The sequence below is a fragment of the Kordia sp. genome (assembly GCF_022447245.1).
Taxonomy (GTDB): Bacteria; Bacteroidota; Bacteroidia; order Flavobacteriales; family Flavobacteriaceae; genus Kordia.
Genome location: NZ_JAKVBC010000037.1, coordinates 13027 through 27138, shown reverse-complemented (window position 1 = coordinate 27138; position 14112 = coordinate 13027). Strand labels below are relative to the sequence as shown.

The 14112-nt window shown below is 32.5% G+C and carries 14 protein-coding genes and 1 pseudogene; 5 read left to right on the top strand and 10 right to left on the bottom strand.

Features of this window, described 5'->3' with window-relative positions; genetic code table 11:
• Positions 1 to 73: 73 nt before the first annotated feature.
• From MK119_RS20015 to MK119_RS19990, 6 genes are all read right to left on the bottom strand, one after another.
• A complete protein-coding gene (locus MK119_RS20015; RefSeq protein WP_290682686.1) occupies positions 74 to 577 on the bottom strand; it encodes a hypothetical protein in 504 nt (167 codons plus the stop codon).
• A 306-nt stretch (positions 578 to 883) separates the two neighbouring features.
• Entirely contained in the window at positions 884 to 1999 is a 1116-nt protein-coding gene (locus MK119_RS20010; RefSeq protein WP_290682684.1) for a helix-turn-helix transcriptional regulator, read from the bottom strand.
• 266 nt (positions 2000 to 2265) lie between these two features.
• Positions 2266 to 2682 carry a GtrA family protein gene (locus MK119_RS20005; protein ID WP_290682682.1) on the bottom strand — a complete coding sequence of 139 codons (417 nt, stop codon included), beginning with the start codon at positions 2680 to 2682 and terminating at the stop codon, positions 2266 to 2268.
• Positions 2683 to 2738: 56 nt separating this feature from the next.
• Positions 2739 to 3308 carry a CDP-alcohol phosphatidyltransferase family protein gene (locus MK119_RS20000; RefSeq protein WP_290682680.1) on the bottom strand — a complete coding sequence of 190 codons (570 nt, stop codon included), beginning with the start codon at positions 3306 to 3308 and terminating at the stop codon, positions 2739 to 2741.
• Position 3309: 1 nt separating this feature from the next.
• The gene (locus MK119_RS19995) at positions 3310 to 3825 is read right to left on the bottom strand and encodes a CDP-archaeol synthase (protein ID WP_290682678.1); all 516 of its coding nucleotides are present in this window, start codon (positions 3823 to 3825) and stop codon (positions 3310 to 3312) included.
• Positions 3818 to 6127: a phosphotransferase gene (locus MK119_RS19990; protein ID WP_290682676.1), complete on the bottom strand. Its 2310-nt coding sequence runs from the start codon at positions 6125 to 6127 to the stop codon at positions 3818 to 3820. The genes MK119_RS19995 and MK119_RS19990 overlap by 8 nt, the downstream gene beginning before the upstream one ends.
• Before the next feature lie 187 nt (positions 6128 to 6314).
• On the opposite strand from MK119_RS19990, the gene MK119_RS19985 reads away from it, so the two are divergent.
• From MK119_RS19985 to rpe, 3 genes are all read left to right on the top strand, one after another.
• A complete protein-coding gene (locus MK119_RS19985) occupies positions 6315 to 7076 on the top strand; it encodes a 7-carboxy-7-deazaguanine synthase QueE (protein WP_290682674.1) in 762 nt (253 codons plus the stop codon).
• Between the two features lie 133 nt (positions 7077 to 7209).
• Positions 7210 to 8073, top strand: a complete 864-nt coding sequence (locus MK119_RS19980) for a sigma-70 family RNA polymerase sigma factor (protein ID WP_108112975.1) — start codon at positions 7210 to 7212, stop codon at positions 8071 to 8073.
• A 135-nt stretch (positions 8074 to 8208) separates the two neighbouring features.
• Positions 8209 to 8868, top strand: coding sequence for a ribulose-phosphate 3-epimerase (rpe, locus tag MK119_RS19975; RefSeq protein WP_290682669.1), 660 nt, complete (start codon positions 8209 to 8211; stop codon positions 8866 to 8868).
• Between the two features lie 63 nt (positions 8869 to 8931).
• Here rpe and MK119_RS24420 read toward each other — a convergent pair whose 3' ends face one another.
• The 3 genes and pseudogenes from MK119_RS24420 to MK119_RS19960 all read right to left on the bottom strand — a co-directional run bounded on the left by MK119_RS24420 (position 8932) and on the right by MK119_RS19960 (position 11929).
• Positions 8932 to 10539 (bottom strand): thrombospondin type 3 repeat-containing protein, encoded by a 1608-nt coding sequence (locus MK119_RS24420; RefSeq protein ID WP_366512848.1) that lies wholly within the window; start codon positions 10537 to 10539, stop codon positions 8932 to 8934.
• 14 nt (positions 10540 to 10553) lie between these two features.
• Positions 10554 to 10916: pseudogene (locus MK119_RS19965) on the bottom strand (thrombospondin type 3 repeat-containing protein); the annotation flags it as partial.
• A 230-nt stretch (positions 10917 to 11146) separates the two neighbouring features.
• Positions 11147 to 11929 carry a T9SS type A sorting domain-containing protein gene (locus MK119_RS19960; RefSeq protein ID WP_290682667.1) on the bottom strand — a complete coding sequence of 261 codons (783 nt, stop codon included), beginning with the start codon at positions 11927 to 11929 and terminating at the stop codon, positions 11147 to 11149.
• Between the two features lie 605 nt (positions 11930 to 12534).
• On the opposite strand from MK119_RS19960, the gene MK119_RS24415 reads away from it, so the two are divergent.
• Positions 12535 to 12648 (top strand): histidine kinase, encoded by a 114-nt coding sequence (locus MK119_RS24415; RefSeq protein WP_366512847.1) that lies wholly within the window; start codon positions 12535 to 12537, stop codon positions 12646 to 12648.
• Entirely contained in the window at positions 12645 to 13190 is a 546-nt protein-coding gene (locus tag MK119_RS19955; RefSeq protein WP_290682665.1) for a hypothetical protein, read from the top strand. Before MK119_RS24415 ends, MK119_RS19955 begins: the two co-directional genes overlap by 4 nt.
• Here MK119_RS19955 and MK119_RS19950 read toward each other — a convergent pair.
• Positions 13187 to 13933 (bottom strand): zinc-dependent peptidase, encoded by a 747-nt coding sequence (locus MK119_RS19950; RefSeq protein WP_290682663.1) that lies wholly within the window; start codon positions 13931 to 13933, stop codon positions 13187 to 13189. The genes MK119_RS19955 and MK119_RS19950 overlap by 4 nt on opposite strands.
• Positions 13934 to 14112: the final 179 nt, after the last annotated feature.

Sequence of the window (14112 nt, the reverse complement as noted above, 5' to 3'; positions counted from 1 at the left end):
ATTAAAAAAACGCCGCGAAATTTCGTGGCGTTTTTTTATGTATCTTATCGTAAAATTTGTAATGCAGTTTTTTTTAAAAATCCACTTGAAAAGAAAGTCCGCCACTCATGACTGATTGAACAGTATTCATATTGATACGTACTTGTGTGCCAATGGAAAAAGAATTTCCTATCATAAATTTGAGCTTTGTGATGAAAGGAACACCAACTGTGATACTTCTATCATGTGTAAAATCAAGATTTTTTCTTTTGTAATTAAAATAGGAAAGTCCTACAAAGCCTTCCCATTGCAACCAACTTGTCAATTCAGATTTTTTTCCCCAAGACAGACTTATTTCTGCGAACGAATCACCTTCTGATCCAAACAAATTTAATTCTTCTCCAAACTGACCCGATACCAAAAAATCATTTCCTTTATATGATAAACCGATGTCTCCACTAATTGAAAACCCACCTGGCCCGCCTAAATAAATTGAAAGTGGGTTTAATGAAATTGAGTTGAACTCAACACGCTTATTTTTCTCTTGAGAAAAACCTAATAAAGGCACTAATAATAAGATAACAATACACTTCTTCATAATTAATTCGGTTTTAAAATTTATATGAAACAAATGTAGTTACGATACCAAGTTTCAAGATCCGAAATGTTAGTTGGTAGAAATATTCGGATATTTTTTTGTCTTGATTTTTGAATGCTAAAAAGTACAATTAAAAGCAAAAACCACTGGTAAACACTTACTTTAAAACAGTTTCTTACTCGATACTAGAAACAACTATCTATAGAAGAAAATAGTTTCAATTTGTATGGTATTTAAGTTTTTTTAAATGTCCGAAATCTTATTTGGATGAAAATTTAAGACGGTTTATACCTCCTATATAATTGTTCAATGTGTTTTTCGATATTCTGAAGGCGTAAGATCTGTAAACTTTTTGAAAGCGGTATAAAACGTAGAACGCGAATTAAATCCACATTCCAATCCAATAGCGACAATCGTATAATTATCAAAATCGTCATCTTTTAGCAATGCTTTTGCCTGTGCAACGCGTAAGGAGTTGATATAATCTGAAAAGTTATATTCACTGTAATTATTGATTAGTTTTGACAAATGCCCCGCACTAATATCGAGCTCATCGGATAATTGTTCCAAACTCAATTTTGAATCCAAGAAACGTTGTTCAGACAAAATATAGCTTGCAATGGTTTCGAATTCTTGTTGGTGCTTTTCTAATAAATTATTTTCAGTTTCCGACACTACCTTTTCTGTTGTTTCATGCTTCAATGCTGCAAGTTTCCCACGCAACATAATTCGATCATGTAGTAAGGTATAACGAGAAGTTCCTTGATAACCGATCCAATACAACAATATAGAAGTTGCCAATCGTAATGGATAATATGCACGCGCATCTTCAAAATATGTATTTAACCCAATTGCCAACACCCAAAAAGCAATGACAAATCCACCTAAAATTAGAAAGATTTTCAACCATTTTATATCATCATAATCTACAATAAAATCAAGGAGTTTGCTTTTTTGAAATACAATTTGAAGACATTTATAGAAAAGAAAAGTTGACAATGCTGCATTGACCATTTCTTCAGCTCTTGTATACATTTTAATTATAGAAACATCTGCTTCTGTAGCATTCAAAATAAAAATACTACGCACAATCAACTCGATCACAAATAATACAATGGCAAACTTAACATAGCTACGTACTTTGTCTTCAATTTTTAAATAATAAATTAAAAACATATAAAACATGGGCATGATAAACATATACCAAGACACTAAAAATTGCCGCAAAAAGAAGAAATCAAAACGAAAATCTTTTGCGATAAGCCAAGCTTGCAGATTGTTCAGCGATAAAAAGAAAACGGTAAGATTAAGGAAAATGATCACCTTATCTACTTTCTTTTTAGAAAATAATGTGAAACCGTTGAAGATAAAACCTTGAACAGCTCCGGCAATCAATAAAAAGTTAAAAAAGTTTGAATCCATTACTTTTTCTTTGTCGTGAAATTAGGAAACTCAAGTTAAACTTGAAATATTTTTGGACTTTATTTAACACAAGTCTATCAAAAATATATTCCATTCAATATCTGGTATATTTTCTAGTTTACAAGCGACAATTTTGCTACCTACTTTTATAAATTAAATTAGCTGTAGCATGTAAAGTTGCAAATTTAAATAGAAGGCATACTTTTAATTATTGCATTTAATAAAAAACAGAAAACTCAGGACAAACTGTGTTTTTTACGGACATTCTATATTATGTATGAAATACTTGAAGTAGACTTAAAGATATACTTTTTAAGAAACACTAAACTAATCAAAGCTGAAGATAGCAAACAAATTCCCCACACCAAACGATGATGCAACTGTAAAACTTCAGCCAGAAACCAATTGAGTCCAGTACTAAATAGCAGTCCGACAGTATCTACAATATACGCTCGATATAAACTTTTAAAGTATGAACCTTGATGCGAAAAAGTAAAATATCTGTGTAATGCATGTTGTCGTGCAATTCCAATAATAAAAGCCAGTATCCAACTAATCGTAGCTTTGGGAGAAAACGGATTCAAATAGTATACAATTTCATAGGTAATGAATCCTAAAATCACACCTAAAGCAGCAATAATTAGCAGTCGAGTAGTTTCGGATTGCTTGAAAAAGAAAGACATAGTTTAGATTTTAGATGTTGGGTGTTGGGTGTTGGGTTATGGAAAAATCAACGCTTTTAACTTTCTTTCAAAACCCAATACAAACCTTTGGCATCTGTTTTCATTGCATTTGAAATCATGAGAATTATAATTTCTTCAATGTGTGAAATGTATCCAATAATCATTGCTACATAAAACAAATATTCATTATAACTCCACGCAAACAATACAAAAATGAAGAAACCCTGAACGTAACCTCCAATTTTTGTGGTGTATAAATGTAGAGTTGGAAACTGCCTGAATTTTATAAAAGAGATCAATAAGCCTAACACGAAGAAACCAATGAATGTCCAAAGCATCCAAATAGATTCCGCAAAGTCATGAATTTTAAACGTGAAAATTCCGATAAAAGCAGCAATGAACGTTCCGTTGTCAGCTAATGAATCTAATCTTGCGCCAAATTTTGTTTGCAGATTGAAACTTCTCGCAATCAAACCATCTAAAATATCTGTGACTAAGTTTACACATAAAAATATGGCAAACATCTTTTCTTCTCCTGTATAGATAAACCATACGATTAAGGGAAATGTGAGCAATCGGTAAAAGCTTAAAAAATTAGGAACATTGTATATATTTTCTTTTTCCATGTTAGAATGATTTTTTGATGTGAAATTGAACTAAAAGTTGACTGATTATAATATGGGTTGCACTGGAGATTATGAAGAGTAGCAACGCATATGGAAACGAGATAAATCCCATTAAAAAGTACACCAATATGACTCCAAAAGCAGAATCCATTTTGTCAATGAATGCAAAGAGTATTCTGTTGGATGTTGCTTGTTGTCCAGCTTGAATTCCCAATTTTCGTTTCATATACGAATTTGGTAACTCAAACAACATATATGAGAAACCAAGCATAAACCCTATAAAGAAAGTATGTTCTAATTGAAAATTACAGGCCAAATCAAGTACGTATAACACTATGGAGTTCACAAGGGAAACAAACACAAAGCCTCTCCATGTTTTATTTTTGCCAAATAGTTTTTGTGAAATTGATATTGTCAACCATGAAAACATATTTTTTTTAATCACAAACATGTGCAATACATTTGAAATGATTAAAGGCAGCAAAACAATATAGATATGTTGTAAAAAACTATGCATCTTCTTCCAAATATTTGAGCATTTTTAATGCCGTTTTCAATACGCGTTTTGAGAAATCGTACGCAATTAAAATTCCTGAAACTTCATAGAAAGACAATCGCGTGATGATGTACACTTTCAATGCATATCTATAAGTTTTTATCCATACATTCCAATCCACTTCATCATACAATTGATAATGTGTTTTTAGATAAAAATAAAGTTCATCTTTTTTGAAACTTGGCAATAATGTAAAACTCAAAAACTCTACAATATCACGTTGTGGCACATCAATAACTGCTAATTCCCAATCGTAAATTACTGGCATTCCATTATTTCTAATTGCAATGTTCCTCGGATTAAAATCGTTGTGCACAATTGTTTTTTCAACATGAATCTCTTTTTCTTGATTTTTTAGATCATCAATCTCATCATGTAGTTTTTCCAATACATTTTTTTGATCTACTTCTGCACATTCTGTGATGAGAATCTGCATCATTTTTTTGTATAATTCGCTCACTTTCCACGGTTGGAATTCTTGAACATGTGTAAAATCTTCCAACTTCACTTCTTGATGAAATTGTGTAATTGTTTTCATGACAGAAAGAATATCGCCAGGTTTCCATTGTTTAGGATCGTTTTCAGTGTTCATGATTTTCATATCAGAAACAGACAAAAATTCTTGAATCAACATAAAAATTTCACGTTTTGGATTGACATGTTTCCCAAAATACTTTGGCATATTTTCAAATCCGCTTTTGTGTAAATACGAATACAACTCAATTTCTTTGAGATGACAATTATGGTATTCTAAATGTCGTTTAGATTTTATCAACACATCTGACAATGTTGGACTTATAGAAGCAGCAATGGTATGCAAACCTTTGATTACCTCATCATCAAGTGGTTTTGATTTTATGAGTACATCTTTGGTTTGGGCGATGCCATTTTGTTGTATGTAATCAATCTGAAATGGCAAAAAACCTATGATTTTTTTATTAACCTTTGATGCTATGTTTGTTAAAATTCCATTCTCTAACAACTCATGTGACTTTGGCTGGATGTGCTGAATCTGTTTGTCTTCAAAAAAACCATTCAAACTCGATTGTACAAAGCTTGATGTCAGTTCTGAAGGTAATAACCATTGTACAGGTTTGTTTCTTCCTAATTTTTCATGTGCTTTTGCGAATTCACCACTGACAATTGCGGCATAAGTTGAAATCTCTAATCCTAACGCAAAACCTGCGATGAGTTTCGCAAATCGCTCCACTTTTCCGCTTCCATGACAATCCATTATTTTCAATGCCTGTGCTTGTCTCGGTAAGGAAGTTCCGCCGCCAATACTTCCTATGACTAAGTTTGGTAAAGTTAATCGCATATACAATCCGCCATTTTTTTGTTCCAAATGCAATATTCCCACACTAGACTCATGGATAGAAGCCAAGTCTTGCCCTGTTGCCACAAAAATCGCAGCAATCGCATTAGCAACATTGATATTATAACCAACCATTCCGTCTTTTTCTGCTAACTTTTTGGAAGGATGAAAACAACGCATCAGTTTATCGGAAGTTGTACGCAGTACTTTCGTGATGATTTCTTCTGAAAGCACGCATTTGGCTACTACATGAATTCCTCTACCAGAATCTATATTGTATTGTGATACTTTTTTATCACACGCACCATTTCCTTCAATCACAAAATCTAAAGGTTTAACTCCTGTTGCATTTGTAAAAGCTTCTACCAAATACAGCATTGCATGCCACGTACAGGTTGTTGTCATATTTTGTCCAGAAGCATCGCGTGTTTCGTAGCTAAACTTTGTATGTATTACATTTATATCTTGAATGCAATTAATTGCTATTAGTTTTCCATAATTTGTATGTGCTTCCGCAGCTTCTTTGATACTTAAAAATGCAGTTTTTACATAGTGTTTAAAAATAGAAGCTTCTTCTACGTTTTCAAAAATAAACATAGGCGAACGCGTCATTCTTTGCCATTTCACTTCTGCAGAAAAACCTTTGCTTTTGCTAATCACTTTAGCGCCGCGATTCATGCTTGCAATCAACGCTCCTTCTAAAGTTCCTGCTGGGCAGTACACTAATTCTTGTGTTTCTTGATCATTAAAAAGTAATGGACCAACAATGCCCAATGGAATTTCAGTGCTTCCGATATAAGATTCTATATTTCCTCTAATATCCTGAAACTCTAATGTGGCTTCAGAAATGATATTTGTATCGATGTCATTGGCTTCTAAAAAGTCCAAACGCATATTCGTTGCAGTACTTGTTACAAGTCCTCTTCCTGGTATAATCGGTATTTCCATAATCTCAAATTTTAATACATTCAAAATTATTGCAATAATCACATCAAAAAGAGCAATCAACACAAACTATAGAATTATTTTTTGTGATTTTCACAAATATAAATTCAAATTTGATTCCGTTTCATATAGTTTTGTCTCTCCAATTGGAATGCGTTAATTTTGTGGTTTACCTTTTGAAGCAGCATTTATGACGAAATTGAAAATTGCAAATCTGGACGGAAGACCTGAAATTTTTCATTCCATACAAGGAGAAGGAAAAAATATGGGACAGCCGAGCGTGTTTATTAGAACATCGCTTTGTAATTTGCATTGTATTTGGTGCGATACAGATTATACGTGGAATTGGGAGAAAACGCGTTTTGCGCATGTAAAAGATGAAGATCCAGCGTATAAAAAGTATCAAATGGATAAAATGATTATTTCGCTTACGCTGGAAGAAATCTATGAAGAAGTTGCAAAAACTGGTTGTAAAAACATTGTATTGACTGGTGGCGAACCCATGATGCAATTGCAAGAACTTTCAGCTTTAATCGAATTTTTCAATAGTAAAGCAGACGATTATTTTTTTGAGATTGAAACCAATGGTACGTTGTTGCCTGATGCAACCTTTGAAGCCTTGATTGATCAATATAATGTATCTCCTAAGTTGGCAAATTCTAACAATCCGAAGAAATTACGTGAAAAACCAGCAGCATACGAATACTTTTCTACAAATGAAAAAGCAGTTTTTAAGTTTGTAATTTCCTCTGAGAACGATCTCACGGAAGTGTTAAACATTTGTACAACTTATAAGATTCCTAACCAAAAAGTATACTTAATGCCCGAAGGAACCAATCCAGAAGCATTGAAAAATAAGCAACAATGGCTGATTGAAGTATGCAAAAAGCATCAATTTCACTATACTGATCGTTTGCATGTGCATATTTATGGTGATAAAAGAGGTGTGTAATCTTTTAATTTTAAAGGAATTACACTTTTCGAAAAGTTTATTTAAAATATTTTTTAACTTTTTGTAACATTTATACCAATTCGTACGTATAACTAGTAGCGTAAGCACAAGATCAAAATCCCAAGTAGAGTACATGAGACAACTTAAAATTACCAAGCAGGTTACCAACAGGGAAACTGCGTCCTTAGACAAATATCTTCAAGAAATCGGTAAAGTTGACCTTATTACAGCAGACGAAGAAGTAGAATTAGCTCAAAGAATCAAGGCTGGAGACCAAATTGCTCTAGAAAAATTAACAAAAGCTAACCTTCGTTTCGTAGTATCGGTTGCAAAGCAGTATCAAAATCAAGGATTAACACTTCCTGATTTGATCAATGAAGGAAATTTGGGTCTAATTAAAGCCGCTCAACGTTTTGACGAAACGCGTGGTTTTAAATTTATATCGTATGCAGTATGGTGGATTAGACAATCTATCTTACAAGCATTAGCAGAACAATCACGTATTGTGCGCTTACCTTTAAACAAAATTGGTTCGATTAATAAAATTAATAAAACTTTTGCGTATCTTGAGCAAAGTCATGAAAGAGTACCTTCTGCAGAGGAAATTGCAAAGGAATTAGACATGACTGTGAATGATGTAAAAGAGTCGATGAAGAACTCTGGACGCCACGTATCTATGGATGCGCCGTTAGTTGAAGGAGAAGATTCGAACTTATATGACGTATTGAATTCTGGAGAATCGCCAAATCCTGATAAAGAATTATTACATGAATCTTTAAAAACAGAGATTGAGCGTGCTTTAGAAACATTGACGCCGAGAGAAGCAGATGTTATCCGTTTATATTTCGGATTAGGAAATCAACATCCTATGACTTTGGAAGAAATTGGAGAAACTTTCGACTTAACTCGTGAGCGTGTACGTCAAATTAAAGAAAAAGCGATTCGTCGTTTAAAGCACACATCACGAAGTAAAATATTAAAAACATATTTAGGATAAACTCCTAAAAACCGTACAGCAGTTTAGTTTTTATAACATAACTGTTCGTTTTTTGATTGATGAATGACGCTCTCGCATTGCGAGAGCGTTTATTTTATAGTACTTTTGTCGGCAAATAACAACACACTACAAATTATGTCTACAAAACGAATTGCGCCATCGATCTTGGCTGCAGATTTTGCCAACTTACAACGCGATATTGAAATGGTAAACGCAAGTGAAGCTGATTGGTTTCATATTGATATTATGGACGGCGTTTTTGTGCCGAACATTTCTTTCGGAATGCCAGTATTAAAAGCGATTAGTAAACACGCTACCAAAACTATAGATGTACATTTAATGATCGTTGACCCAGATCGTTATATTCAAACATTTGCTGATTTAGGTGCAGATGTGTTAACGGTACATTACGAAGCATGTACACACTTACACAGAACACTACAAGCAATCAAAGCGGCAGGAATGAAAGCTGGAGTAGCTTTGAATCCACATACCAATATAAGTCTCTTAGAAGACGTTATTCAAGATATTGATTTGGTTTGTATCATGAGTGTAAATCCTGGATTTGGAGGGCAATCATTTATAGAAAATACGTATGATAAAGTCAAAAAACTTAAAGCATTGATTACAGAAAAAGGAGCTGCAACCGAAATTGAAATCGATGGTGGTGTCAATGATAAAAATGCTAAAGCTTTGGTAGATGCTGGTGCAGATGTATTGGTTGCGGGAAGTTTTGTATTCCGTTCTGAGAATCCAACAGCAACTATTCAGAATTTAAAGCAGCTAGTTTCGTAAAGAAACTTATAAAAGTAATATAGAAAAGCGGTTGTCCACTAAGATACAACCGCTTTTTTCATTTTATTGTGGGCAAATTATTTGAGTTCCTACCAACTTTCCATTGGTATCTGGCTGGTATCTAAAACATTTCCCGTCAGCTGTTTTCATAATAATTCCACGATTGATATTACTGATAAACACATCACCATCCTCTACATGAAATTTAGCCAATGGATTATTTGTACTAACTCCTACAAAACCACTATTCGCACCTGCTTGCCCTTGACATGCATCACCTATTCCGTCATTGTCACTATCCAATTGATTATTATTTGCTACTGTTGGGCAATTATCACACGGATCACCCACACCATCATTATCAGTATCTGTTTGATCTGGATTTGAAATATCATCACAGTTATCTAGATCAATCAACAATCCATCTTCAGTACAATTTAAAATAGCTGAATTGATATCTGAACAGGTAAAAGCATTATTTGAAATAATTAATGATGAATACTCAAGTCCTCGCTCTAAAAGTGTCTCTATTATACAACAATTTGATAATTGTGTATTATTTTCTAATGTTAATTCTAAATTGCTCAAAGATAGAAAATCACTTATTACTGAAATATCTACTAATGAACTATTGCCTATTAATCTAAGTCTATTAATATCGGCTATATTTTCCAATCCTGACAGATTTGTTAAAGAAGCATTTGATGAAAATTCTAGTGTACCCGCACTAACTAAATTATCGAGCCCCTGAAGATTTACAATATCGGTATAGCTTATTTTCAAAAGACCTAATTGACTTACATTTAATCCTTGGAGTGAACTAAGTGGAGCACCACCAATATATAGTTGACTCAAATTCGTCACATTTTGAAAACCTAATAAGTTTGACAAATTACTTTGATTAATTGTTAACATATTGATTGTTGTTACACTTTCTAAACCATCCAAATTTTGTATAGGGTTATTAATAAACCATAGCCTATGGATTGTTGTTCCCACATGCAAACTAGACAAACTTGTTAAGGATGCATTTCCTTCGATTATTATACTTCTAGAATCATTAGATATATTCCCTAAAAAAGCTAAGGATGTCAAACTATCATTATTTATAATCTCAACACCTGAGCCATTACTATTCGTTGTAGAAGGATCAATACTATAATTCAAGTTTGTTAATTGCGGATTATTTTTGATTATTGGACCAGACTTAATGTAATGATCTGTAGTTTGATTTAATGTAAATGATTGTAAATTATTGCATCCACTTATATTGAGACTCGTATTTACTGGATCATTTATAACTAAATTTGGAAAAGAGATATCAGTCACTAAATCACAATTAAGAATAGTTAATTTTACAACAGATTGAAGATTTTCTAACCCCGTAAATGACGATAATGCCTGTAGACTATTCAATTTCAAGCTATAAACTTCTGTGATAAAAGATAGTCCTGAAATATCTGTAATTGAATTAGGGTTACTGAAACTACCTATGTTAAGTTCTGGCACATAATTACAAGTACCTGCATACATATTTACAAAGTTATCTACATCTTCTTGGGTATAAAGTGAAACAACATTGGAACCTGTGTTACACTGAGTTTGCGCAAAAAATTGTTGGTTACTTCCTAATAATAGGATGATTAATATAATTGTAATTTTCTTTATCATAGTTTTCATTTTTTTTATTGTGGACATATAATTTCCTTACCTACTAACATTCCTTGTTCATTTGGTTTATAGCGAAAGCATTTTCCAGAAGCAGTTGTCAATATAATTCCACGGTTAAAGTTACTTACAAACACATCACCATCTTCTACATGAAATTTAGCTAGTGGATTATTGGTACTGACTCCTACAAAACCTGTATTCGCTCCTGCTTGTGTTTGACAAGCATCACCAATTCCATCATTATCACTGTCTAATTGATTATTATTAGCTATAGATGGACAATTATCACAGGCATCACCAATTCCATCATTATCCGTATCTGTTTGATCTGGATTGCTATCATCCTGACAATTGTCAATAGCAATAACTCCATCATCTCCACATCCATTCAAAACAGTATTTGTGTCACAATAAGTATTGTTACCTGATAATGTTATTACACCTTCTACTTTGCCATTATCATAAAAATCTCCAATAATACAACATTCATTCAGGTTGATAGTGTTACCCAGTTACCACAGGATTGTGCTGTAACTTGTTGCTGAATTCCAACAAAAAGACAAATTAGTGTTATTATAATTCTTTTCATAGTATTTTAATGTTATAACTATTGCACTTTAATTTTCTTGACACTAAATTTCTCTGCGCTGTAAATCTTAGCCAAATACATTCCTTTCGCTAGCAGTCCTAAGTCTACTTTATCTGTTTTGGTAGTTACCAATACTTGATTTCCTAATAAATTATATATTTCAACTTTATCAATCTTATCTAAGGATCGAATATAAATGATATCATTTGTTGGATTTGGGAATACTTGTAATGATTCAATAGTAGCTTCTTCTGTACTTAAAACACTTTGGTGTACCAATCTAATTTGACCTGGCAAGGTATAATCTAATGCAAAATTAGAAAGGTTTGCTCCTAGATTTACGTTTGTGAATTGTCCCGAAAGATTTCCTGTATATGATATAATGGTAAACGAATCGGTTGTTGCAGGAATAAAACCATCAATAGTTGCGATATCTAAAACTCCATTCGTAACTAAATCACCGTCAATAAATACATGATCATGTCCATTTTCTATTCCGATTCCTGCATTTCCTTGAATATCTAGCATAAATCCAGCATTCGGACTATTGCTCAAAGTAGAATTAAACCCTAAATCACCAATAACCACTCCGGGATTAATTATAGCAAAATTCCTAGCTACGGAAAAATCCATAATTCCGTCTCCTTTAATTTGTCCATTATTTCTATTTGCGAAACTCTCCGTACTATATATAAGAGCTGACTCTTGCAGCATTATTTCTGCTCCATCATTCACAAGACTTTGTGCTTGCAATTGTATAGTGATACTTAATAATAAAACAAATAGTATTTTTTTTATCATAACAATTTATATTTCAAAAAAATAAAAGTAATACATTAACACACATTCAAGAATAACTGAATGTTAAGCTTCCAAAAAGCTGACTTTTTACGAGTATTTTGGGGGAGAAAGAAATGTAAAAACAGCAATATGATCTAAGTAAAGAAAAAAATCAATACAAATTATATTTCTTACCTATTTTTTTATAAAATAGAGGCAGTAAATCACTAATTATAATAACTTTTGAATTGATATTAAGACAATACTTTCTTAGTATATTTTCACTAAAAAAGTTAATACGAAAAGCATAAATATACTATTTCTGCACTTGTCACAAGGTCAAAAAATCATCATTTCATCAATAAATCATCGTCTTTTCGCTGTCAATTCAGGAAAATTGAAGTTTTTTATTGCATTTTTAAAAAAACACTTTCAAAAAACTAAAAATCAAACAAATACCACTTTCTAAAACATTCTACATTCCGTGAATATAGAGCCCATTTTCGAGAAAACAGGCAAAAACATGTTGTCTTATGCATGTAACAATAGTACATTTACATATACCTATTTGAAAGTAAATCCCTAAAGCCAGCGTAACTAATGTTAACTCTAAAAAAATGTATTGAATGTCATCAAACGAATTATCGTTGCGATATGATCTTTTGAATTCCCAAATGAATCCGCATTTTATAAATAATGCAATTCAAAGTATCTGTAACGCTATACAAAAGGAAATGTGAATCAATCTATCAACTGGCTAAATAGACTTTCACATTTGTATCGACTTGTTCAAAAATCTACAAAACGTAAATTGATAGATTTACAAGACGAAATTGAAATTTCAACACTATATATCGAATTACAACGCGATCTTTTTGATAAAGGTTTCGCATATACTATTGTAATTGATAACGCGCTGAAAGAAGAGCTAGAATATACCAAAGTACCGCCATTAATTTTGCAACCTTTGATAGAAAATGCAATTGTTCATGGTTTAAAAGGTATGAAACGCAACGGAAAAGGCGAATTAAAGATTTCCATTATGCTAGAAAAAGAAATGTTATACGCATGCATTACCGATAATGGTGAAGGCATCACAAAAACGGAAAAAGAATTAAATGAAAGCGCAGGAATTTCGCTCGAAAACATCAACGAACGTTTAAAAATCATTAACGGTGCTTCTTGCGAACAAAAGCTTTTAGATGTGCGCACATTACGCAATAATACAGGAATCGTTGCAGGAACACAAAGTTGTCTTCGAATTCCGTTAATTCAGATTTAAAAATCAGCAACATTCATATTTAGCATCAATTTAACTCTGTTATAAATGTTAGGCAATTTTGACCTGAACTCATCAGGAGTTTCAAAGAAATGCTCAACCAAAACAGATAAAAATTCATACTGATTCTCAAACGCATAATCACGCAAATAATTCATTTTTATCAAGCGTTTTTGTGCATCTGCATCAGTTAAAGAAACAAGCAATAAATCGTAGTGCTTTAAAAATGATCGAGCACTATAACTGCTTTCTGTCAAAAAACTAAAGTGTACCGCATGGGTAAGTTCATGAATCCCAAGATTGAGATTATCGTCTTCAATTTTGATGCCTTCTTCGAAATCTTCCCACGAAAACACTAAAGTTTTATAAGTCGGATTGGCTTCTCCTTTATGATACTGTTTTGTAATATTTGAAAAGTAATGTTGTGGGTATACTAAAATAGTTTCAAACCTAGAAAGTAAATAACGTCTAAATCCAAAGGTAAGCATCACCGCTGTAGAAGCTATCAAGAGTTGCATACGTTCTGTGACTAATAAATCTTCACGACCCACAAATGTATGACTGTTAATAAAACGCAATACTCTATGTTCAAAAACACGTTGCTCTTTTGTTGTCAACTTACTATAAAAAGATATTTCTTCGGATACAACTGCTCGTTGCCTTTCAGTAAACTTTTTCGCAAATAAGACAAAGCGATACAGGTCTGTTTTTCGATAAATAAAACTTTTAAGAGGATCTAGTAGCAAGAGCGGTAATTTAAGAAATAAGCCTTTCGGTATAATTTATAATTCGGTTTGTTTGCTAAAATACTTATTCTATTATACAAAAAACAACTTCCTTTACAATTATTATCCTCTTCACAAATATATTTTGAGTAAAAGCGTCATATACTACAAAAAAAATTTCTTGCGTTATCTGTAAAATC